We start from the raw sequence: 21,572 nt of genomic DNA, 5'->3' as shown, positions 1-21,572 counted from the left end.
GTCAGGCCGCTTCTCTGACCTCACCCTTCTGATAAGGATCGAAGCGCTGGTAGAAGGTCTCGCCCTTCTCAGCCATATCGAGCAGCAGCTTCGGCGCCTTGAACTCGGCGCCATATTTCTTCTGCAGGCCCTTGGCGATCTTGACGAAACGCTTGGCGCCGATGCCGTCGACATAGGACAGGGCGCCGCCGGTGAAGGGCGCGAAACCGAAGGCGAGGATCGAGCCGACATCCGCTTCGCGCGGGTCGGTGACGATGCCTTCCTCCATCACGCGCGCCGCTTCCAGAGCGATCGTGACCAGCAGGCGCTCTTTCAGCTCCTCATAGTCGACCTTGTCGGGGTTGAGCTGCGGGTAGAGGTCCTTCAGGCCCGGCCAGAGCTTCTTCTTCGCGGGCTTCGCCGGATAGTCGTAGAAGCCTTTGCCGTTCTTGCGGCCGAAACGGCCATGCGTGTCGACCATGGTGTTGATCAGCGCCATCTGCTTGGGATCGACGGCCTTGTCGCCGAGATCGCGGATGGTCTGCTTCATGATCTTCTGGGCAAGGTCGACCGCCGTCTCGTCGGTCAGCGCCAGCGGGCCGACCGGCATGCCGGCAGCCTTAGCGGCGTTCTCGATCATCGGCGCCGGGACGCCTTCGATCAGCATCTTATAGGCTTCCGACATGTAGCGCAGCACGCAGCGGTTGACGTAGAAGCCGCGCGTGTCGTTGACAACGATCGGCGTCTTCTTGATGGCGCGCACGAAGTCGAAGGCGACGGCCAAAGCCTTGTCGCCGGTCTTCTTGCCGAGGATGATCTCGACCAGCATCATCTTGTCGACCGGTGAGAAGAAATGGATGCCGATGAAGTTCTTCGGCCGCGCCGAATTCTTCGCCAGCGCGGTGATCGGGATCGTGGACGTGTTCGACGCGAAGATCGCCGACGACTTCAGCACCGCTTCGGCCTTCTCGGTGGCGTCCTTCTTGACGGCTGAATCCTCGAAGACCGCCTCGACAACCAGATCGCAGCCGGCAAGGTCGGCATAGTCGGCCGTCGGAGTGATCAGCGACAGGAGCTTGTCCTTGTCTTCCGGCTTGGCGCGGCCCTTCTTGACCTGGTCAGCCATCAGGCTGTCGGAATGCGCCTTGCCCTTCTCGGCCGACGGCAGATCGCGGTCGAGCAGCACCACCGGAATGCCGGCGCGAGCCGTGACATAAGCGATACCGGCGCCCATTAAGCCGGCGCCGAGAATGCCGATCTTCTTGAACTTGGTGTCCGGCACGCCTGCTGGGCGGCGCGCGCCCTTGTTCAGTTCCTGCAGCGACAGGAACAGCGAGCGGATCATCGCCGCCGCTTCCTTGGTCTGCATGATCTCGGTGAAATAGCGCTGCTCGATCCTGAGCGCCGTGTCGAAGGGCACCAGCAGGCCTTCATAGACGCATTTCAGGATCGCGGCCGCGGCCGGATAATTGCCGTAGGTCTCGCGGCGCAGGATGGCGATGGCCGGCGGCCAGAGATTGGCGCCGGCCGCCGAATAGATCGGACCGCCGGGCAGCTTGAAGCCCTTCTCGTCCCAGGGCGCCACCGGCTTCAGGCCGTTCTTGATCATCGCCTTGGCGGTCTCGACGAGCTTCGAAGGCTCGGCGATCTCATGGATCAGGCCCATCTGCTTCGCCTTCTGCGGCGTGAGATTCTGCCCAGTGGTCAGCATCTGCAGCGCCTGCTGCTGATCGGTCAGCCGCGGCACGCGCTGGGTGCCGCCGGCGCCGGGGAAGATGCCGATCTTCACCTCGGGCAGCGCCATCTTCACCTTGTCGGAATCGGCGGCGACGCGGCCGTGACAGGCGAGCGACATCTCGAAGGCGCCGCCCATGCAGGTGCCGTTGATTGCCGACACAAACGGCTTGCCGCAGGTCTCGATCTTGCGGAACAGGCCGGTCATATAGCCGGCATTCTCGAACAGCGTCTTGGTCGCCTTGTCGAGATCCTTCTCCTTGTCGACGGCGAAGGTGGCGAGCATCTTCTGCAGCATGGTGATGTCGGCGCCACCGGAGAAAGAATCCTTGCCGGAGGTGATCACCGCGCCCTTGATGGCGGCATCGCCGGCCACCTTATCGACGACGGCGTTCAGCTCGCGCATCACCTCTTCGGTGAAGACGTTCATCGAGCGGTCCGGCATGTCCCAGGTGATCAAGGCAATGCCGTCGGCATCCACGTCGAGGGTGAAATTGGTGTAGCTCATCTCTTCTCTCCCTCAGACGCGTTCGATTATGGTGGCGGTGCCCATGCCGGCGCCGATGCAGAGCGTGACCAGCGCGGTGTTGAGGTCGCGGCGCTCCAGCTCGTCCAGCACCGTGCCCAGGATCATGGCGCCGGTGGCGCCGAGCGGATGGCCCATGGCGATCGCGCCGCCATTGACGTTGATCTTGTCGTGCGGAATGTCGAAAGCTTGCATGTAGCGCAGCACGACGGAGGCGAAGGCCTCGTTGAGCTCGAACAGGTCGATGTCCGACAGCTTCATCTTGGCGCGCTTCAGCAACTTCTCGGTGACGTCGACCGGACCGGTCAACATCAGCACCGGCTCGGAGCCGATATTGGCGAAGGCGCGGATGCGGGCGCGGGGCTTGATGCCCATGGTTTTCCCGGCCTTCTTGGAGCCGAGCAGCACCGCGGCGGCGCCGTCGACGATGCCAGACGAATTGCCGGCGTGATGGACGTGGTTGACCTCCTCGACTTCCGGATGCTTCTGCACGGCCACCGCATCGAAGCCGCCCATTTCGCCCGGCATGACGAAGGACGGGTTGAGCGAAGCCAGCGACTGCATGTCAGTCGTAGGCCGCATGTGCTCGTCATGATCGAGAATGGTAAGGCCGTTCTGATCCTTGATCGGGATGACCGAATTCTTGAAGCGGCCCTCGGACCAGGACTTCGCGGCGCGCTTCTGGCTCTCGACGGCATAGGCGTCGACGTCGTCGCGGGAGAAACCATACTTCGTCGCGATCAGGTCGGCCGAGATGCCCTGCGGCACGAACCAGCCGGGCAGGCCGACGGACGGGTCCATGAACCAGGATCCGCCGGACATGCCCATGCCGACGCGCGACATGGATTCCACACCGCCGGCGATGACGATCTCGTCCGCGCCTTGCGCGATCTTGGCGGCGCCGAAATTGATGGCGTCGAGACCCGAGGCACAGAAGCGCGATATCTGCATGCCGGGCGCCGAGGTCGCGTAGCCAGCTTCGAAGGCGGCGGCGCGCGGAATGACCGAGCCCGCCTCGCCGACCGGGTCGACGCAGCCGAAGATGATGTCGTCGACATTGCCGGTGTCTAACCCGTTACGGTCGCGCAGCGCCTCAAGCGTCTTTGCGGCAAGCCGCACCGCCGGCACCTCATGCAGCGAGCCATCCTTCTTGCCCCTGCCGCGCGGCGTGCGCACGGCGTCATAGACGTAAGCCTCAGTCATTTTCGTGCTCCTTGGCTTTGCCGGCCGCCGCGCTCAGAGAGAGCGCCCGATCAGCAATTTCATGATCTCGTTGGTGCCGCCATAGATGCGCTGGACGCGGGCGTCGCGGTACATGCGGGCGATCGGATATTCATTCATGTAGCCATAGCCGCCATGCAGTTGAAGGCATTCGTCGACGACTTTGCCCTGCAGGTCGCTAAGCCAGTATTTGGCCATCGAGGCGGTCACGGGATCGAGGCCGCCATCGATGTGGCGGGCGACGCAGTCATTGTAGAAGACGCGGCCGATCGTAGCCTCGGTCTTCAGCTCGGCCAGCTTGAACTGGGTGTTCTGGAAATCGATGACCGCCTTGCCGAAGGCCTTGCGCTCCTTGACGTAGTCGATGGTGAGCGCCAGCGCCCGCTCGATCATGGCAATGGCGCCGGTGCCGATCTGCAGCCGCTCCTGCGGCAATTGCTGCATCAGCTGGACGAAGCCCTTGCCTTCCTCGTGGCCGAGCAGGTTGGAGGTCGGCACGCGCACGTCGTTGAAGAACAGCTCGGACGTGTCGTTCGACTTCAGCCCGATCTTGTCGAGGTTGCGGCCGCGCTGAAAACCTTCGACCTCGTCGGTCTCGACGACGATCAGCGAGGTGCCCTTGGCGCCCTTGTCCGGATCGGTCTTGGTGACGACGATGATCAGATTGGCGAGCTGGCCATTGGTGATGAAGGTCTTCGAGCCGCTGATCTTGTAATGGTTGCCGTCCTTCTCGGCGCGGGTCTTGACGCCCTGCAGGTCGGAGCCGGCGCCAGGCTCGGTCATGGCGATGGCGCCAATCAGCTCGCCGGTCGCGAGCTTCGGCAGCCATTTCTGTTTCTGCTCCTCGGAGCCGTAATGCAGGATGTAAGGGGCGACGATCGAATTGTGCAGGCCGATGCCGAAGCCGTCGACGCCGACATGGCCGATCGCCTCGATGATGGCGCTCTCATGCGCGAAGGTGCCGCCCGAGCCGCCATATTTTTCCGGCATCGAAGCGCAGAGCAGGCCGGCCGCTCCGGCCTTCAGCCAGCTCTCGCGGTCGAACATCTCGTTCTTCTCGAACTCTTCATAGCGCGGCGCGATCTCTTCGGCCATGAAGCGGGACGCCATGTCGTAGAGCATGCCGACCTCATCCGCCGCCCAGGCGGGCTTCGGGAGACCAAGAATTTCGGCTGGGTTTGTCGTCACGATTTCCTCCGCGTTCCGACGATTGTGGGCCGGCGGCGCCGGCCCGCCGAACCTAGAACGCTTCCGCCGGCAGCGCCATTAGCGTGTCCGCGCCACTGGAAATGCGGGCAAGCCGCGTCGCCGTTTCCGGCATGATGCGCTCCATGAAGAAGCGGGCGGTCACCAGCTTGGTGTCGTAGAACGACGCAGCGCCATTGGCACCATCCGCCAACTTCGCCTGCGCGGATTTTGCCATCTGCGCCCACATATAGCCAAGCGCCACCAGGCCGAAGAGATGCATGTAGTCGGTCGAGGCCGCGCCTGCATTGTCGGGCTTGGCCATGGCGTTCTGCACCAGCCACATGGTGGCGGCCTGCAGGTCGTTGAGGCCCTTCTTCAGCGCCTTGGTGAAGGGCGCCATCTTCTCGTCAGTGCGGTTTTCCTCGCAGAACTCGCCGACCTCCTTGAAGAAGGCCTGCACGGCGCGGCCGCCATTCTGCGCCAGCTTGCGGCCGACGAGGTCGAGCGCCTGGATGCCGTTGGCGCCTTCATAGATCATGGCGATGCGGGCATCGCGCACGAACTGGCTCATGCCGTGCTCTTCGATATAGCCGTGGCCGCCGAACACCTGCTGGGCCATCACGGCGTGATCGAACCCCTTGTCGGTGAGCACGCCCTTGACCACCGGCGTCATCAACCCGGTGTAATCGTCGGCCGCCTGGCGGTCCTTGTCGTCGCCGGCGCGATGGGCGACATCGGATTTGATGGCCGTCCACAGCGCCAGCGCGCGGCCGGCCTCGTTGTAGGCCTTCATGGTCATCAGCGAGCGGCGGATGTCGGGATGGACGATGATCGGGTCGGCCTTCTTGTCCGGCGCCTTGGCCCCCGACAGCGAGCGGCCCTGCAGGCGGTCCTTGGCGTAGGAGACGGCGTTCTGGTACGCGATCTCGGAGACCGAAAGACCCTGCAGGCCGACGCCGAGGCGGGCCTCGTTCATCATCGTGAACATGGCCTTCAGGCCGCCGTTCAACTCGCCGAGCAGCGTGCCCTCGGCCTCGTCATAATTCATGACGCAGGTCGAGTTGCCGTGGATGCCCATCTTCTCCTCGATCGAGCCGCAGGAGAGCGTGTTGCGTTCACCGGGATTGCCGGAGGCATCCGGCTTGAATTTCGGGACGATGAACAGCGAGATGCCCTTGACGCCTTCCGGCGCGCCTTCGACGCGGGCCAGCACCAGATGGACGATGTTGTCCGACATGTCGTGCTCGCCGGCGGAGATGAAGATCTTCTGGCCGGAAATCCTGTAGGTGCCGTCGCCATTGGGAACGGCCTTGGTGCGCAGCAGGCCGAGGTCAGTGCCGCAATGCGGCTCGGTGAGGTTCATGGTGCCGGTCCAGCCGCCCTCGATCAGCTTCGGCAGCCACGTGGCCTTCTGTTCGTCCGTGCCATGGGTGACGATGGCAGCGATCGCGCCTTGCGTCAGGCCGGGATACATCATCAGCGCCATGTTGGCCGAGATCATGTATTCGGAGACGGCAGTGTGGACCGCATAGGGCAGACCCTGGCCACCGAATTCGGCAGGCGCGGCAAGCCCCATCCAGCCGCCCTCGCGGTACTGGTCATAAGCGTCCTTGAAGCCCTTCGGCGTCGTCACCGAGCCATCGTCATGGCGCACGCAACCTTCCATGTCGCCGACCCGGTTCAGCGGATGCATGACGTTCTCGGCGAGCTTGGCGCCTTCGGCGAGGATCGCCTCGACCACATCGGGCGTCGCATCCGAGAAGCCTGGAAGATTGGAATAGCGCTGATAGCCCAGCACGTCGTTGAGCACGAACAGCGTGTCCTGGATCGGCGCCCTGTAGATCGTCATGCCTTCCTCCACCCTTACAATCCGGCCGGCCAGCAAATTGCCTGTCCTGGACAGGGAGGCCGGGCCGATGTCGATGTTCGGATAGCAAATATTGACGTTTGCGTAAACGTCAACTTCGTCGCAGCCAAAAATTTTTCTGAGCGGCCAGGCATTGTGATGACAAAAAAGCCGCGCGGCCATAGCCACGCGGCTTTCCATTTCCGAGGTTTGCGCCGTTGAAGGCGAGGTGCGATCAGCCGGCGGCGCTGGCCTGCGGCGCCGCGGTGCGCTCGATGAGCATCTGACGCACGACGGACATCGAGTTGCTCAGCTCGCCGATCGCGTCGTCGATCAGCGCCCGCTGCTTCTGCAGGCGGGCGAGTTGCTTCTCGGACTTGTCGAGCGCCAGGCGCAGCTGCTTGGTGTTGGTGCCGGTTGGATCGTAGAGATCCATCATCTGCTTGACGTCGCGCAGCGAGAACCCGACCTTGCGGCCGAGCAGGATCAGCTTCAGCCGAGCCTTGTCACGGCGCGTGTAGAGTCGGGTCGAGCCGTCGCGATGCGGATTGAGGAGGCCCTTGTCTTCATAGAAACGCAGCGTGCGCAGCGTCACGCCGTATTTCTTGGCCATCTCGCCGATGCGGACGAATTCCTCGCCGGCTTCGGCCGGTATGTCATTGGTATTGGCCGCGGCTTCGCCGGGCGAAACGAGTTTCATGGTCACTGGCTTTCCCCTGGTGGCGTCGCGGTCGCGGACCAAGCGTCGCCTGAGTGGAAGCGGGGGCGTGCTTCCAATCGTGGTTGCAACAAATCAATCGCAAGAGGCACGGCTTCGCACCTTTTACGTTTACGTCAATCCTATACCGACAGCCGCAAGGTGACGCAAGGGCGTTGTCGGATCCGACCTTTATGCCGCACCCAGGCGCCGGCTCGTCAGGCGGGTCACGATTATACGCGTCTTCTTAAGCTTGGTTAACGCCTTGTTTACCACGTTGGGCGAAATGTGCGCATGTCGGTCACCCGTGGTTATCCTGTAGCGAATTTTTCACGGTTTTCGAAGCGCGGGTAAAACCCGGGAAGCTCGCCTTCCTCCGCAGCAAAACCGCTCGGCTCGCTTCGTACCCGGCAAGCTACTGGGAAACCGGTCTTTTGGCCGGCCACTCTGAACACGGGCGCATCGATGAACAGCAAGCGGTCCTATCTCGATACACTCAACGCCGGCAGGCAGCGCCGGCCGCACGCCTCGCTCGAAGAGCTGAACCGTTCGCTCGAAACGCTGGAGCAGCGGCTGGACCGGACGCGCGCCGACGTGCCCGACCGCCCCGACCTGCGGCGGCCGACCGCCGAGCCGCGTTACCCCAGCGCGCAGCCTTACGGCCAGGCACCGCGCTGGTATGAGGATCCCTATTCCGCGCAAAGGCCCCTGGACCGTGCGCCGCACAACCCGCGGCCGCAGGAGCGCGCCCCGCAAAACCCCGCGCCCGCCTATCAGGCGATCGCGCGCGACATCGACCGGGTGCGCGGCCAGGAAGACAGCGTCGCCATGGTCGGCAAGATCGCAGTCGAACTGCGCGGTCTGCGCGAGGAACTGCGCCACCAGATGACGGCCGGTCTGCAGCGCGAGTTCGAAGCGTTCCGCCAGGACATCGACCGCGCCCTGCAGGCCAACAGCCAGCGCGGCGCGATGCCCGACAAGAGCAGCGCCGAGCTTGGCCTCGAATTCGAACGGCTTTCGGGAGCGATCCAGTCGCTCGCCGAAAAAAGCGACGACCGCAGCGTCAATCTGCTGCGGCTGGAACTGGAACAGGTGAAGGGCGCGCTGGACACGCTGGCGCGCGAGGAAAGCGTGCAGAAGGTTGACCGCCGCTGGGACGATTTCGACCGCCGCTGGAGCGCCTTCGAGGACCGCGTCGATGCCGACCAGCGCAAGCGCGCGGAAGGCCCGAGCCTTTCGGTGCTGACCGACCGGCTCGAGCAGATCAGCAGCGCCGTCAACAGCCTGCCGGAATCGCTTTCGCTGCGCTCGCTGGAGGAAAAGGTGCGCACGCTTGCCGGCGCCGTCGACCGTTTTGCCGGCCAGCAGACCGCGCGCGGCGGCGAAACGCTCGCCATGATCGACGAGCGGCTGGACGAGATTTCCCGCGCCATCGTCGCATCGACCGTGGCCGCGCAGGCGAATGCCTTCGACCCCGAGACCTTCGGCCGGATCGAGAAGCGCATGGCCTCGCTGGCGGTGCAGATCGAAGAGGTCGCGCAGTCGCGGCCCGGCGCCGAGGTCATCGATCGCCTCAATCTTCTCACCAGCCGCGTGGACCAGCTGGCCGGTCGCGCCGACCTGCCGGAACAGGCCATGGAGCGGCTGGGCAAACAGATTGCTTCCATTACCGACAAGATGGACCGCGCGCCGGCCATGCCCGACGCCGACCAGATCTTCCACGGCCTGGAGCAGCGCTTCGACGCGCTGTCGATGCTGCTCGAGCGCCGCCAGGGAGATGCAATCGAACAAAGCAATGCATTGTTCCACGATCTCGAGCGTCGGCTGGACGAGGTTGCGAACAGGCTCGACCAGCGCATGCGCCAGGACGACAGCGCCGACATCATGGAAGCGATCGACGCCCGCTTCACCGCTTTGGCCAAGCGCATCGAAACGCGCGCGCCGGATCCCGCCAACGACATGGCGATCCGCGGGCTGGAAAGCCGGCTCGAGGACATTTCCAGCCGGCTGGAATCGTCGGCGCAGCAGGTCGCCGGCATCGATCCGGCCCTGATCCGCAGCCTGGAAGCGCAGGTCGCCGGCCTGTCGGCGCATCTTTCCAGGCCAGGCACGCCGCTGCCCGAATTCGAGGACATCAGCCCGCGATTGAACGAGATCGAGAAGTCGCTGGCCGGCACGCGCGACTCCATCTTGAGCGTGGCGCGCGAGGCGGCCGAGAGCGCCGTCAAATCGCTAGCAGAGGCGACCTCCAGCACGGCCCAGACCAACGCAACCGCCGTTGCCGGCCTCGCCCAGGACCTGAAGACGCTGGAAGCGCTCACCCGCCGCTCCGACGAACGCAACTCGCGGACTTTCGAGGCAATCCACGACACGCTGCTCAAGATCGTGGACAGGCTGGGTTCGCTTGAATCGAGCGAGACCAGCGAAGCGGTCAGCGAACTGGTCGATCCGCAACCGGTCGGCAAGCGCGGCCGCGGCAGCAAGATCGCGGTGCAGGACGCGCCTTCGATGGATATCGACCAGCCGCTGCCGCTCACCGGAGACATGGGAAGCCTTGAAGGCCGCGCAGCGGCGATCATGCGCGATGAGCCAGACGCGCCACGCACGCCTGCCGAGGCCGCGGCCGCAGCCGCCATGGCAGCCCTCGGGCCGGATGCGATCGGCGACCGGAGCGAGAGGGCCAACCGCAAGAAATCCATGTTCAGCGGCCTGGCGCGCGCTTTCAAAGGCAAGAAGGAAGCGGACACGCAGCCGCTTGCCGGCTCGGCGCCGGTCGGCGACGTGCCAAGCGTCGACATCGACGAACCGCTCGACCCCAAGGCCGCCAACCGGCCGTTGGAACCCGGCTCCGGTGCGCCGGACCTCAACGCCATCATGAGGCGCGTGCGCGACGAGCGCGGCGGCCAGCCGACGCGGCGCACCGACAGCGATGCCGCGAAGTCGGATTTTATCGCCGCGGCCCGCCGCGCGGCCCAGGCGGCAGCTGCGGAAGCCGATACGCTGAAGCGGCAATCGACCATGACCGGTCCGGTGAAGGCGCTGAGGATCGGCGACCTGCTCAAGGCGCGGCGCAAGCCGATCCTGATGGCGGCGGCGGCGATCATGATGGCGTTGGCCGGCCTGCAGCTGGGCAAGGCCTTCCTGTCCGATCCGGTCGAAACGGCCAACAACCAGCCCGCGCCGCTCGTCTCGACGCAGACGGTCGACACGGCGTCGCTCAACGCCACAGCCGCACCACAGGCCGACACGCAAAAAACCGACACACCGAAGATTGATGCCGCGGCGGCACAGGCCGAAAGCGCGCCTGCCCGTCCCGTCAGACAGGCGGAGCCCGTCCAGGAGACGGCACCAGCCGCATCTGTCCCGGCAAGTCCCGAAAGTGCTGCTGCCATGCCGGCCGAACCGGCACCCGCCCCGGTGGCGCTTGCAGCGCCTGCCGCCCCGGCGCCGATGGCTTCAGCGACGCCATCCGAACCCGCCGCCGCGGCTGCCACCGCGACGGACAGCGATGGCGACACGCAGCCGATGGCCAAGGAGCCCGTAGCAGCCAGTCCGGCAGCCGACGGCGCCGCGTCGAGCGCGCCGGCGACCACCTCCGCCGACACGACAGGCGCCGTGCCGCCGGCCGCAAGCCAGACGGCCGCGGCCAAATTCGACATTCCTTCCGAAATCGGCCCGGTGGTGCTGCATGACGCCGCCGCCGGCGGCGACGCCAAGGCGCTGTTCGAGGTCGGCTCGCGCTATGCGGAATCGCGCGGCGTGAAGGAAGACATGAAGGCCGCCGCCAAATGGTACGAGCAGTCGGCCGAGCTCGGCTTCGCGCCGGCCGAATACCGCATCGGCAATTTCTACGAAAAGGGCATCGGCGTCGCGCGCGACATCAAGAAGGCCAAGACGTACTACCAGCTCGCCGCCGAACAGGGCAACGCCAGCGCCATGCACAATCTGGCGGTGCTGTTCGCCATGGCGGCGGACGGGGTGAGCGACAATGAATCGGCGACGCACTGGTTCCAGGAAGCCGCCGACCTCGGCGTCAAGGACAGCCAGTTCAACCTCGGCATCCTGGCGGCCAAGGGCGTCGGCATGAAGCAGAACCTGGAAGAGTCCTATAAGTGGTTCGCGCTGGTCGCCAAAACCGGCGACAAGGACGCCGCCGCCAAGCGCGACGAGATCGCCAATGCGCTGCGGCCCGAACAGCTCGAGCGGGCGCGCGCCGCCGCGGAATTGTGGAAGGCCAAGCCGCTCAACGCCGCTGCCAACTCGGCCGACATTCCGGAATCCTGGCAGGACAGCACGCCACAGACCACCGCCGGCATCGACATGAAAAAGGCGGTGAAGAACATCCAGCTGATCCTCAACAAGAACGGCTACGATGCCGGCGGCGCCGACGGCGTGATGGGCGGCAAGACCAAGAACGCCATCATGGCGTTCCAGACCGACAACAAGATGACGCCGACCGGCGAGATCGACGCGCCGCTCGTCAAGGCGCTCCTGGCGAAGAAATAACGGCAGCGCGTCGCATACGCGACGCCCTGCCACACATTTGCCTGTTAACTGATTGAGATGGTTTTTGTTTCGGCGCGGCCGCGGGGGTTCAATCCCGCGGCCGCGCCGGCGCAATAAAAAATTGGCTTTTCGGTGCTTTAGTGTCCGGGGACGGCGCTATACGCCGACACGCAAACTGATCGAGACAGACGGGTGGGCATCTATCTCCCGATCGCGGAAATTTCCGTCAACGTCTTCGTGCTGCTGGCAATGGGCGCGGCGGTGGGTTTCCTGTCGGGCATGTTCGGGGTCGGCGGCGGCTTCCTCATCACGCCGCTTTTGATCTTCTACAACATCCCGCCGGCGATCGCGGTGGCCACAGGCGCAAACCAGGTCATCGCCTCCTCCTTCTCCGGCGCGCTGTCGCATTTCAAGCGCGGCACGCTCGACTTCAAGCTGGGCGGCGTGCTTCTGGCCGGCGGCATTGTCGGCTCGACGGCGGGCATCTATGTCTTTGCGCTGTTGCGCCGGCTCGGCCAGTTGGACCTTTTCATCTCGCTGCTCTACGTGGTGTTGCTCGGCACCGTCGGCGGGCTGATGCTGGTCGAAAGCCTCAATGCGCTGCGCGCCAGCCGCAGCGGCGCAGCGCCGGTCTTGAAGAAATCCGGGCAGCACAACTGGATCCACCGGCTGCCGTTCAAGATGCGCTTCCGCGCCTCCAAGCTGTTCGTCAGCGTCATCCCGGTGCTCGGGCTCGGCGCCGGGATCGGCTTCCTGTCGTCGATCATGGGCGTCGGCGGCGGCTTCATCATGGTGCCGGCGCTGATCTATCTGCTCAAGGTGCCGACCAATGTCGTTATCGGCACCTCGCTGTTCCAGATCATCTTCACCTCGGCCTACACCACCCTGGTACATGCCACGACCAACCAGACGGTCGACGTGATCCTGGCCTTCCTCCTGATGGCAGGCGGCGTCGCCGGCGCGCAGTATGGCGCCAAGGCCGGCCAGAGGCTGCGCGGCGAGCAGTTGCGCGCACTTCTGGCGATGCTGGTGCTGGCCGTCGCCATACGCCTCGCCGTCGATCTGTTCGTGACGCCGCCCAATCTCTATTCGCTGTCCGCCGCGGGCCTCAACTGATGGCGGGGTTGAGAGCGTTTGCAGCCGCCGTCCCGTTGTCGATGCTCTTCGCCCTTTCCCCGGCGACGGCCCAGACGCCGCCCACCGAAAGCATCCAGATCGGCCTTTCGACCGACGCCATTTCCATCACGGCGGGCTTCTCCGGCGCCGACCTGACGATCTTCGGATCGCTGGAAAACCCCGATCCGCTGGTCGCGCGCCAGGGACGCTACGACGTGGTCGTCGTGCTCGAAGGGCCGCCACGGCCCGTGGTCGTCCGGCGCAAGGACCGCGTGCTCGGCGTCTGGATCAACCTGGACTCGGAGACTTTCGAGAACGTGCCGGTCTCCTACTCCGTCGCGACGACGCGGCCGCTGCAGGACATCGCCGATCCTGCCAAATACAAGCAGCTCTCGCTCGGCGCGCAGAACCTCTACCTGAAGCCCGCCGACGCGACCGACAGCCCGGCAACAATCGAGGAATTCACCGCGGCACTTCGGGAGCGCAAGGCGGCGACCGGCCTCTACAGCGAAAATGTCGGCGGCGTGCAGTTCCTGTCGCAGAACCTGTTTCGCGCCACGGTGCGGCTCGCGCCCAACGTGCCGGTCGGCACGCACAAAGCCCGCGCCTTCCTGTTCAAGAGCGGCATGTTCGTCAAGGAAAGCTCGGCCCAGCTCGAAATCCGCAAGTCCGGTTTCGAGCAATCGGTCTTTCGCGTCGCGCATGACTATTCCTTCCTCTACGGCGTGTTCGCCATATCGCTCGCAATGCTGACCGGCTGGCTGGGGCGGCTCATCTTCCGCAAGGATTGAAGACACGGGAAAAATGGAAGCCCATTTTCCCGCAAGGGGTTTTCCTGCGGGCGATCATGCGATAAACCGCCGCCTCCCAGCCCAAGGGGTGAACAAGCACAATCAATTCGGCAGAGCGGTCCGGCCATCCGGATGACGGCGCGCTTGGCGTCGTCGGCAAGCCCGCCGCAAGGCAACGACAGGAGGCTGCGATGCAATCGGCATTCGGCGGCATCGATTTCGGCACGTCCAATTCCACTGTGGGCGTGATCCGCGACGGCCGGGCGCGACTGGTGGCGCTGGAAGGCGAGCAACCCACCTTGCCGAGCGCCGTCTTCTTCAATTTCGAGGACGGCTTCACCTATTTCGGCCGCCGCGCGATCAGCGACTATACCGACAGCATCGAAGGGCGGCTGATGCGCTCGCTGAAGAGCGTGCTCGGCAGCACGCTCGCCAACGAAAAGACGCGCATCAAGGCGCGCCAGATCGGCTTCATCGACATTGTCGGCATGTTCGTCGGCCATTTGAAGAAGCGGCTCGAAGAAGACGCCGGCGGCGCGGTTGAGAACGTGGTGCTGGGTCGGCCCGTGCAGTTCGTCGACGACGACGCGGCCGCCGATGCAAAGGCGCAGGGCGAATTGGAGAAGGCGGCGCGCGCGCAAGGCTTCAAGCACATCGCCTTCCAATTCGAGCCGATCGCTGCGGCGCTCGACTATGAGCAGAAGGTCACCCGCGAGGAGCTGGCGCTGATCGTCGACATGGGCGGCGGCACCTCCGACTTCTCGATCGTGCGGGTCTCGCCGGACCGCGCCCGCTCGACCGACCGCAAGGCGGATATCCTCGCCAATCGCGGTATCCATATCGGCGGCACCGATTTCGACCGGCTGCTCAGCATTGCCCATGTCATGCCCGAGCTCGGCTATCTGACGCGGACCAAGGACCACAAGCGCAACCTGCCGGCAGCCTATTTCATCGACCTAGCCACCTGGCAGCGCATCAACCTCGTCTACACCGCCAAAGCGATGACCGACCTGCGACAGATCCGCTACGAGGCCGAGCGGGCCGACCTCGTCGACCGGTTCATCCATGTCGTCGAGCATCGCTACGGCCACGCGATGGCGGGCCTGGTCGAAAAGGCCAAGATCGCGCTGACCGACCAGCCTTCGGCCGAGGTGAAGGTGTCGCTGCCCGGCGCGCGCTTCGCGGCCGAGATCACGCGCGCGGGCCTCGAGGAGACCATCGCCGGCGACATCGAACGCGTGGCCGCGACGGTCAGACAGACGATCGCCGACGCCGGCGTTCCAGCCTCCGCCATCACCGCCGTGTTCCTGACCGGCGGCTCGACCGCCATCCCGCTGGCCAAACGGGAAATCCTGTCGCTGGTGCCGCAGGCTTCGGTCATCGAAGGCGATATGTTCGGCTCGGTCGGCCTTGGCCTGGCGCTCGACGCGCAGCGGAAATACGCGTGATTATTCCGCGCTCGCCGGCGCGTCCGCCCGGCCCGTGAGATGCGCCTTCAGCGCCATCTGGGCGAGGCTGGCCTGGCGGTCGCGGTGCGTGATCATTGCGAAGTCGCGCTTCGGCAGCTCGACCGGAACGGCCCTGAGGCTGCCCTCGGCCAGGGAGCGCGCGACCACCAGCTCCGAGATGATCGTGGCGCCCGCGCCGGCCTCGACCGCCTGACGCACGGCCTCGTTGCTTGGCAAGACGAGGAAAATCTGCAGCTCGGCCGGCGGAACACCCTGACCATGCGCGAAATCCTCAAGCGCCTCGCGCGTGCCCGACCCGCCTTCCCTGATGATCCAGCGCAGCGCCTTGATGTCGAGATTGCCCGCCCGCGTCATCGGAATCTCGGGATGCGAACGCGCCACCACCAGCGTCATGCGGTCCTCGTCGACCGTGGCGCGGCGCAGGATGTCGGACTCGGTTCGGCCCTCGACCAGGCCGAAATCGGCGCGGCCATCCAACACATTGGTCTCGACCTGCCTGGTGTTGCCGATCGTCACGCTTAGCTTCACGGCCGGATAGGCTTCGTGGAAGGCGGCCAGGCGACGCGGCAGCCAGTAGCTGGCGATGGTCTGGCTGGCCGCGATCGACAGGCTGCCGGCGACGGTCTGCGAGACATCCTCCAGCACGCCGCGGGCGGCGGCGGCGCGATCCAGGACCGCCTTCGCCTCCGGCAGGAAACGGTGGCCGGTCTGGGCCAGCTCGATGTTGCGGCCGACGCGGTTGAACAGGCGCACGCCATGCTGGCTTTCGAGCGCGCGGATGGCGGCAGAGGCCGCCGATTGCGAGATGCCGAGCCGCTCGGCGGCCTTGGTCATATGGCCATGCTCGGCGACGGCAACGAAGATGCGCAACTGATCGAGAGTCATGGGCCAACTAAGAAGCAAAATCGATCGGAATTACAAGAGCCGCTTGTTAGACGCATCAATTGCTTTGTTCTAAGTTTTCGCCTGAGGTTGGAAAAAACTGGTCGTCAAAGGCCAAGACTGGGAAATGGCAGGGCGCTTCAAATCCCTATTCGCGCATTGGAGCCGCCGGCTGAAGCGGCAGCTCTCCGGCGAGCGCTATCATCCTGAACTTCATTACATGCGCGGCCCGGGACCGAAGACGAAGGCCAAGATGGCGAACGGCAAGAGCGTTCGCCAATCATGAGCAAAGCCGCGCCGCGCGGCGCCAACTCCGCACCCTCGCAACGGCCGCTGGCCGACACTCACGCACCAAATGAGGGCGACGGCGTCGAAACCTCGCCCAGCGTCTCCGACCGCATCGCCAAGACCACCTGCTATATGTGCGCGTGCCGCTGCGGCATCGACGTCCATATCAAGGACGGCAAGGTGCGTTACATCAACGGCAACAAGGACCATCCGGTGAACCGCGGCGTGATCTGCGGCAAGGGCAGCGCCGGCATCATGCAGCATTACAGCCCGGCGCGGCTGAGGAAGCCGCTGCTGAGGACAGGCCCGCGCGGCTCGGGTGAATTCCGCGAGATCGAATGGGACGAGGCGCTGACCATCGCCACTGAACGGCTGTCGGCGATCCGCCGCACCGATCCGAAAAAACTCGCCTTCTTCACCGGACGCGACCAGTCGCAATCGCTGACCGGCTGGTGGGCGTCGAAATTCGGCACACCCAATTTCGCCGCGCATGGCGGCTTCTGCTCGGTCAACATGGCGGCGGGCGGACTCTACACGATCGGCGGCTCGTTCTGGGAGTTCGGCGAGCCCGACTGGGACAATACGAAATACTTCATGCTGTTCGGCGTCGCCGAGGACCATGATTCCAACCCGATCAAGATCGGGCTGGGCAAGCTCAAGGCGCGCGGCGCCAAGGTGGTTTCGATCAATCCCTGCCGCACCGGCTACAACGCCATCGCCGACGACTGGATCGGCATCAGGCCGGGCACGGACGGACTGTTCGTGCTGGCGCTGGTCCATGAACTGCTCAAGGCCGGCCGCGTCGATCTCGACTATCTGCTGCGCTACACCAACGCGCCGGTGCTGGTTGTGCAGGAGCCGGGCGCGGCCGATGATGGACTCTTTGTGCGCGACGCCGACGGCAACCTGCTTGCCTGGGACCGTGTGGCGAAGCAGCCGGTCAACGCTGCCAACCCCGAGGCTAAACCAGTGCTGACCGGCGGCTATGAAGTCGGCGGGCGACGCTGCGTGCCGGTGTTCCAGCTCATGGCCGAGCGCTATCTCGACGAGAGCTATTCGCCGGATGCCGTGGCGGAGCGTTGCGGCGTCAGCGCCGAAGAGATCAGGCGCATCGCGGCGGAGCTAGCGCATGTCGCCTTCGAGCAGGTGATCGAACTGCCGGTCGCCTGGACCGACTGGGCGGGCCGCCGCCACGAGACGATCAAGGGGCGGCCGGTGTCGATGCATGCCATGCGCGGCATCTCGGCTCATGCCAACGGTTTTCACACTTGCCGCGCCATCCATTTGCTGCAGGTTCTGCTCGGCACTGTGGACGTTCCGGGCGGCTTCCGCTTCAAGCCGCCCTACCCGCGCTGCGCGCCGCCGGGACCGAAGCCATGTGGAAAGAATGCTCAGCCGATGACGCCGCTGGATGGCATGCCTCTCGGCTTCGTCTGCAGCCCGGACGATCTTCTGGTCGACGAAGCCGGCCGGCCCACCCGCATCGACAAGGCCTATTCCTGGGAAGCGCCCTTGGCCGCGCACGGGCTGATGCATACGGTGATCCGCAACGCCTGGGCCGGCGACCCTTACCCGATCGACACGCTGATGATGTACATGTCGAACATGGCGTGGAACTCGTCGATGAACACGATCGAGACGATCCGCATGCTGACCGACAAGGACGAAGCGGGCGCCTACAAGATTCCCTTCATCATCTATTCCGACGCCTATAATTCCGAGACGGTGGCGTTCGCGGACCTGGTGCTGCCCGACACCACCTATCTCGAGCGGCACGACTGCATCAGCTTGCTCGACCGGCCGATCAGCCATGCCGACGGAGCCGCCGACGCCATTCGCCACCCAGTGGTGCAGCCCGACCGCGACGTGCGGCCGTTCCAGTCGGTGCTGATCGAGCTCGGCGCGCGGCTTGGCCTGCCAGGCTTCGTCAACGAGGACGGCTCGGCGAAATACCGCGACTATGCCGACTATATCGTCAACCACGAGCGCACGCCCGGCATCGGCCCTTTAGCCGGCTGGCGCGGCAAGGATGGCGGCTCGATCGGCAAGGGCGACGTCAACCCTGACCAGTTGCAGCGCTACATCGACAATGGCGGCTTCTGGCACCACGATTTTTCCGACGACCAGCGCTATTACAAGATGGGCAACCGCGCCTATCTCGACTTCGCGGTGGAGATGGGTTTCATCGCCAAGGCGGAGCCTATCGTCTTCCAGCTCTATTCCGAGCCGATCCAGCGGTTCAGGCTGGCAGCGCGCGGCCATGGCAAGGTGCAGCCGCCGGAGGCCGAGCGCGGGCGCATCGAGGCCTATATGGACCCGCTGCCCTTCTGGTACGCGCCCTTCGAGGACGACACCGTCGATCTCGAAAAATACCCGCTGCATGCGCTGACGCAGCGGCCGATGCACATGTACCATTCCTGGGGCTCGCAGAATGCGTGGCTGCGGCAGATCACCAGCCAGAACCGGCTGTTCGTGCATCGCCAGACGGCCGCCGGACTTGGCCTTGCCGACGACGACTGGGTTTGGATCGAAAGCGTCAACGGAAGGGTGAAGGGCCAGATCAAGCTGATCGACGGCGTCAACCCGGACACGGTGTGGACCTGGAATGCGATCGGCAAGCGACGCGGCAGCTGGGGCCTGAAGGACGATGCGGCCGAGAGTAATCGCGGCTTCCTGCTCAACCATATCATCGGCGACCAGACATCGGCCGACGCCAACGGCAAGCGCTATTCTAACTCCGATCCCGTCACCGGACAGGCGGCGTGGTTCGACGTGCGCGTGCGCATCGTTAAATGCGCGGCGGACGAAGCCGGCTTCACCGAGCCGCAATTCGAACGCTTTGCCCAGCCGCCGCATTTCCAAGCTTCGCCCGAAGTGCTTCGCTTCGGCGCGGAATTCCGTATGAAGAGGGAAGCCGCCGAATGACCTGCCTTCCCGCCCAAACCGACAAGAAACTCGGCCTCGTCATCGACCTCGACACCTGCGTCGGCTGCCAGGCCTGCGTCACCGCCTGCAAGGAGTGGAACACGGGCGGCCACATGGCGCCGCTGACCGATGTCGATCCCTATGGCGGGCATGCCGACGGCGTCTGGTTCAACCGCGTGCATAGTTACGAACACACGACGGAATTGGGTGGCCGCACGGTGAACTTCCCGCGCTCCTGCCTCCATTGCGAGACGCCGGCCTGCGTCACCGTCTGCCCGACCGGCGCCTCCTACAAGCGCGCCTCGGACGGCATCGTGCTGGTCGACGAGGACAAATGCATCGGCTGCAAATTGTGCAGCTGGGCCTGTCCCTATGGAGCGCGCGAGTTCGACACAGATGTCGGCGTGATGAAGAAATGCACGCTCTGCGTCGACCGCATCTACAACGACCATCTGGCCGAAGAGGATCGCGTGCCAGCCTGCGTCGCCGCCTGCCCGACCAGCGCCCGGCATTTCGGCGATCTCGGCGATCCGGCCTCGGCGATCTCGCAGCTCGTCGAGGAGCGAGGCGGCGTCGCGCTGATGCCGGAGCTTGGCTACAAGCCGACCAACCGCTATCTGCCGCCGCGAGCCCGCAGCGAACGCGCCGCGAAGGTCGATGCGCCGGCGCTGCAGCCGATCAAGGCCGAGGGCGGTTTCCTCGGTTGGGTCGACCGCATGCTTTCGAACTGATCATGCATCCCGCTTTCTCGGTCGTCTTCTTCACCACCGCCACGGGCGCCGGCTACGGCCTGCTGGCGCTGCTCGGCGTGCTTGGTGGGTTGGGGTTCATTCCCGCCGATTTCTGGCTTGGCCTTGCCGGCATGGCGCTGGCGCTCGGCTTGACCGTAGCCGGGCTTTTGTCCTCCACCGGTCATCTCGGCCGGCCGGAACGCGCATGGCGCGCCTTCTCGCAATGGCGCAGCTCCTGGCTGTCGCGCGAAGGCGTGGCGTCGGTCGCGACCTTCATCCCGGCCACGCTGTTCGGCGTCGGCTGGGTGTTCCTCGGCAAGAGCGGCGGCTGGGTGGCGGTGGCCGGGCTGCTGGCGGCGGCAGGCGCGGTCACGACCGTCTGCACGACCGCCATGATCTACGCTTCGCTGAAGCCGATCGCGCAGTGGCACAGCCGCTATACGCTACCGGCCTATCTTATCTTCGCGGCGATGACCGGGAGCGTTCTGGCGAACGCCCTGCTTCAAAGCTTCAGCGCCGGCTCCAGCGCTATACTAGAGCTCGCTCTGCTTGCCACGCTCGCCGGCTGGGTCTGGAAGCTCGCGACCTGGCGCTACAATGACCAGTTGGAGATTCCGACCACCGCAAACACCGCGACCGGGCTTGCAGGTGGCACCGTGCGGTCGATCGAATGGCCGCATACGGAAGAAAACTACCTGCTGAAGGAAATGGGTTTTCGAATTGCGCGCAAGCATAGCGCGAAGCTGCGGTGGATCACGCAGGCGCTGGCTTTCGTGGTGCCGATCGTCCTGCTCATCCTCGCCTTCATGGCGCCATGGCCTTTGGCGGCAATGGCGTCCGTGCTTGCAGCCGTCTCGCAATTCGCCGGCATGCTTGTCGAGCGCTGGCTGTTCTTCGCCGAGGCGAAGCACACGGTCACGCTCTACTATGGCAGGGCATAGAGCCTCATCCCGGCCGCAGCATCGAGCCGGAAATCGCAAAAATGCGTTCGGCGCCGAGCATATAGGCCATCAGCGTTTCCAGCCGGAACAGGCCGGCATAGGCGCGGTCGAGCACGTTGAGCGAGCCGGTATAGGCGCCGAAGGCCGGCATGATCATGCGGCCGCCGTCGCCGGCGAAGCAGCGCCGCCTGACTGAGCGGCCGCGCTGGACGATACGCGCGCAAGGGTGGAGGTGGCCTGATATCTCGCCCTCGATCCGTGTCTTGGAGGGCTCGTGCCGGAAGAGCAGCGAGCCGATGGCGAGTTCCCGCACCGTCTCGCCGGGCAGATCGGCGGGCGCCTCGGGATCGTGGTTGCCGGCGACCCAGATCCAGTCGCGGCCGCCCATCATCGCTTCCAGGCGCTCGCGGAAGCTCGAATGCATGCGCTCGGCGCCGCCGCCGTCATGGAAGGAGTCGCCAAGGCTGACGACGATCCGCGGCTGGTAGTCGGCGATCACCGCCTGCAGCCGCAGCAAGGTCGCGCCGGTATCGTAAGGTGGAATCAGCGCGCCGCGCCTGGCCAAGGACGAGCCTTTTTCGAGATGCAAGTCGGAGACCGCGAGCAGCCGCAGATCGGGGAAATAGAGCACACCACGCCGATCGCAGACCGCGCGCTCGCCGGCGATGCCGACGAGATCGGCCTCGGCGATCAGCGTTGCGCGCGACAGCGAAAAATTCATCCCCTCTCGGC

General features: G+C 65.0%; 15 protein-coding genes. 8 read left to right on the top strand and 7 right to left on the bottom strand.

Going from position 1 to position 21,572, the window contains the following annotated elements:
• Position 1: 1 nt before the first annotated feature.
• The 5 genes from EN862_RS29340 to EN862_RS29320 form a co-directional block, all read right to left on the bottom strand.
• Complete coding sequence (locus tag EN862_RS29340; protein ID WP_127867511.1) at positions 2 to 2,221, bottom strand: 3-hydroxyacyl-CoA dehydrogenase NAD-binding domain-containing protein; 2,220 nt, start codon at positions 2,219 to 2,221, stop codon at positions 2 to 4.
• A gap of 12 nt (positions 2,222 to 2,233) precedes the next feature.
• Positions 2,234 to 3,442, bottom strand: a complete 1,209-nt coding sequence (locus tag EN862_RS29335; RefSeq protein WP_127867512.1) for an acetyl-CoA C-acetyltransferase — start codon at positions 3,440 to 3,442, stop codon at positions 2,234 to 2,236.
• 33 nt (positions 3,443 to 3,475) lie between these two features.
• Positions 3,476 to 4,648 (bottom strand): acyl-CoA dehydrogenase family protein, encoded by a 1,173-nt coding sequence (locus tag EN862_RS29330; RefSeq protein WP_127867513.1) that lies wholly within the window; start codon positions 4,646 to 4,648, stop codon positions 3,476 to 3,478.
• Between the two features lie 52 nt (positions 4,649 to 4,700).
• Complete coding sequence (locus tag EN862_RS29325) at positions 4,701 to 6,497, bottom strand: acyl-CoA dehydrogenase (protein WP_127867514.1); 1,797 nt, start codon at positions 6,495 to 6,497, stop codon at positions 4,701 to 4,703.
• Between the two features lie 232 nt (positions 6,498 to 6,729).
• A complete protein-coding gene (locus EN862_RS29320; protein ID WP_127867640.1) occupies positions 6,730 to 7,194 on the bottom strand; it encodes a MerR family DNA-binding transcriptional regulator in 465 nt (154 codons plus the stop codon).
• A gap of 462 nt (positions 7,195 to 7,656) precedes the next feature.
• On the opposite strand from EN862_RS29320, the gene EN862_RS29315 reads away from it, so the two are divergent.
• The 4 genes from EN862_RS29315 (at position 7,657) to EN862_RS29300 (ending at position 15,052) form a co-directional block, all read left to right on the top strand.
• Positions 7,657 to 11,697, top strand: a complete 4,041-nt coding sequence (locus EN862_RS29315) for an SEL1-like repeat protein (RefSeq protein WP_127867515.1) — start codon at positions 7,657 to 7,659, stop codon at positions 11,695 to 11,697.
• Between the two features lie 192 nt (positions 11,698 to 11,889).
• Positions 11,890 to 12,813: a sulfite exporter TauE/SafE family protein gene (locus EN862_RS29310; protein WP_095819366.1), complete on the top strand. Its 924-nt coding sequence runs from the start codon at positions 11,890 to 11,892 to the stop codon at positions 12,811 to 12,813.
• Positions 12,813 to 13,604 (top strand): TIGR02186 family protein, encoded by a 792-nt coding sequence (locus EN862_RS29305; protein ID WP_127867516.1) that lies wholly within the window; start codon positions 12,813 to 12,815, stop codon positions 13,602 to 13,604. The genes EN862_RS29310 and EN862_RS29305 overlap by 1 nt, the downstream gene beginning before the upstream one ends.
• 191 nt (positions 13,605 to 13,795) lie before the next feature.
• A complete protein-coding gene (locus EN862_RS29300) occupies positions 13,796 to 15,052 on the top strand; it encodes an Hsp70 family protein (protein WP_127867517.1) in 1,257 nt (418 codons plus the stop codon).
• On the opposite strand, the gene EN862_RS29295 is transcribed toward EN862_RS29300, so the two are convergent.
• Positions 15,053 to 15,958 (bottom strand): LysR family transcriptional regulator, encoded by a 906-nt coding sequence (locus tag EN862_RS29295; RefSeq protein WP_127867518.1) that lies wholly within the window; start codon positions 15,956 to 15,958, stop codon positions 15,053 to 15,055.
• A 124-nt stretch (positions 15,959 to 16,082) separates the two neighbouring features.
• Here EN862_RS29295 and EN862_RS36335 point away from each other — a divergent pair, with 124 nt between their 5' ends.
• Genes EN862_RS36335 through EN862_RS29280 form a run of 4 tightly spaced genes read left to right on the top strand, consistent with a single transcriptional unit; the run spans position 16,083 to position 20,840 of the window.
• A complete protein-coding gene (locus tag EN862_RS36335; RefSeq protein WP_193771601.1) occupies positions 16,083 to 16,241 on the top strand; it encodes a hypothetical protein in 159 nt (52 codons plus the stop codon).
• Complete coding sequence (locus EN862_RS29290; protein ID WP_127867519.1) at positions 16,238 to 19,168, top strand: molybdopterin oxidoreductase family protein; 2,931 nt, start codon at positions 16,238 to 16,240, stop codon at positions 19,166 to 19,168. The genes EN862_RS36335 and EN862_RS29290 overlap by 4 nt, the downstream gene beginning before the upstream one ends.
• Positions 19,165 to 19,899 carry a 4Fe-4S dicluster domain-containing protein gene (locus tag EN862_RS29285; RefSeq protein ID WP_127867520.1) on the top strand — a complete coding sequence of 245 codons (735 nt, stop codon included), beginning with the start codon at positions 19,165 to 19,167 and terminating at the stop codon, positions 19,897 to 19,899. The genes EN862_RS29290 and EN862_RS29285 overlap by 4 nt, the downstream gene beginning before the upstream one ends.
• Positions 19,900 to 19,901: 2 nt before the next feature.
• Entirely contained in the window at positions 19,902 to 20,840 is a 939-nt protein-coding gene (locus EN862_RS29280) for a DmsC/YnfH family molybdoenzyme membrane anchor subunit (RefSeq protein ID WP_127867521.1), read from the top strand.
• Between the two features lie 4 nt (positions 20,841 to 20,844).
• Here EN862_RS29280 and pdeM read toward each other — a convergent pair whose 3' ends face one another.
• Positions 20,845 to 21,561 (bottom strand): ligase-associated DNA damage response endonuclease PdeM, encoded by a 717-nt coding sequence (pdeM, locus tag EN862_RS29275; protein WP_127867522.1) that lies wholly within the window; start codon positions 21,559 to 21,561, stop codon positions 20,845 to 20,847.
• Positions 21,562 to 21,572: the final 11 nt, after the last annotated feature.

This window comes from Mesorhizobium sp. M2E.F.Ca.ET.219.01.1.1, from assembly GCF_004016445.2.
GTDB lineage: Bacteria > Pseudomonadota > Alphaproteobacteria > Rhizobiales > Rhizobiaceae > Mesorhizobium.
This window is presented reverse-complemented; position numbering and strand designations above follow the sequence as displayed.

Bases quoted from the DNA above. Each gene is read 5' to 3' on its own strand.
- EN862_RS29340 (WP_127867511.1), bottom strand. From the start codon at position 2,221: ATGAGCTACACCAATTTCACCCTCGACGTGGATGCCGACGGCATTGCC.
- EN862_RS29335 (WP_127867512.1), bottom strand. From the start codon at position 3,442: ATGACTGAGGCTTACGTCTATGACGCCGTGCGCACGCCGCGCGGCAGG.
- EN862_RS29325 (WP_127867514.1), bottom strand. From the start codon at position 6,497: ATGACGATCTACAGGGCGCCGATCCAGGACACGCTGTTCGTGCTCAAC.
- EN862_RS29320 (WP_127867640.1), bottom strand. From the start codon at position 7,194: ATGAAACTCGTTTCGCCCGGCGAAGCCGCGGCCAATACCAATGACATA.
- EN862_RS29315 (WP_127867515.1), top strand. From the start codon at position 7,657: ATGAACAGCAAGCGGTCCTATCTCGATACACTCAACGCCGGCAGGCAG.
- EN862_RS29305 (WP_127867516.1), top strand. From the start codon at position 12,813: ATGGCGGGGTTGAGAGCGTTTGCAGCCGCCGTCCCGTTGTCGATGCTC.
- EN862_RS29300 (WP_127867517.1), top strand. From the start codon at position 13,796: ATGCAATCGGCATTCGGCGGCATCGATTTCGGCACGTCCAATTCCACT.
- EN862_RS29295 (WP_127867518.1), bottom strand. From the start codon at position 15,958: ATGACTCTCGATCAGTTGCGCATCTTCGTTGCCGTCGCCGAGCATGGC.
- EN862_RS36335 (WP_193771601.1), top strand. From the start codon at position 16,083: ATGGCAGGGCGCTTCAAATCCCTATTCGCGCATTGGAGCCGCCGGCTG.
- EN862_RS29290 (WP_127867519.1), top strand. From the start codon at position 16,238: ATGAGCAAAGCCGCGCCGCGCGGCGCCAACTCCGCACCCTCGCAACGG.
- EN862_RS29285 (WP_127867520.1), top strand. From the start codon at position 19,165: ATGACCTGCCTTCCCGCCCAAACCGACAAGAAACTCGGCCTCGTCATC.
- EN862_RS29280 (WP_127867521.1), top strand. From the start codon at position 19,902: ATGCATCCCGCTTTCTCGGTCGTCTTCTTCACCACCGCCACGGGCGCC.
- pdeM (WP_127867522.1), bottom strand. From the start codon at position 21,561: ATGAATTTTTCGCTGTCGCGCGCAACGCTGATCGCCGAGGCCGATCTC.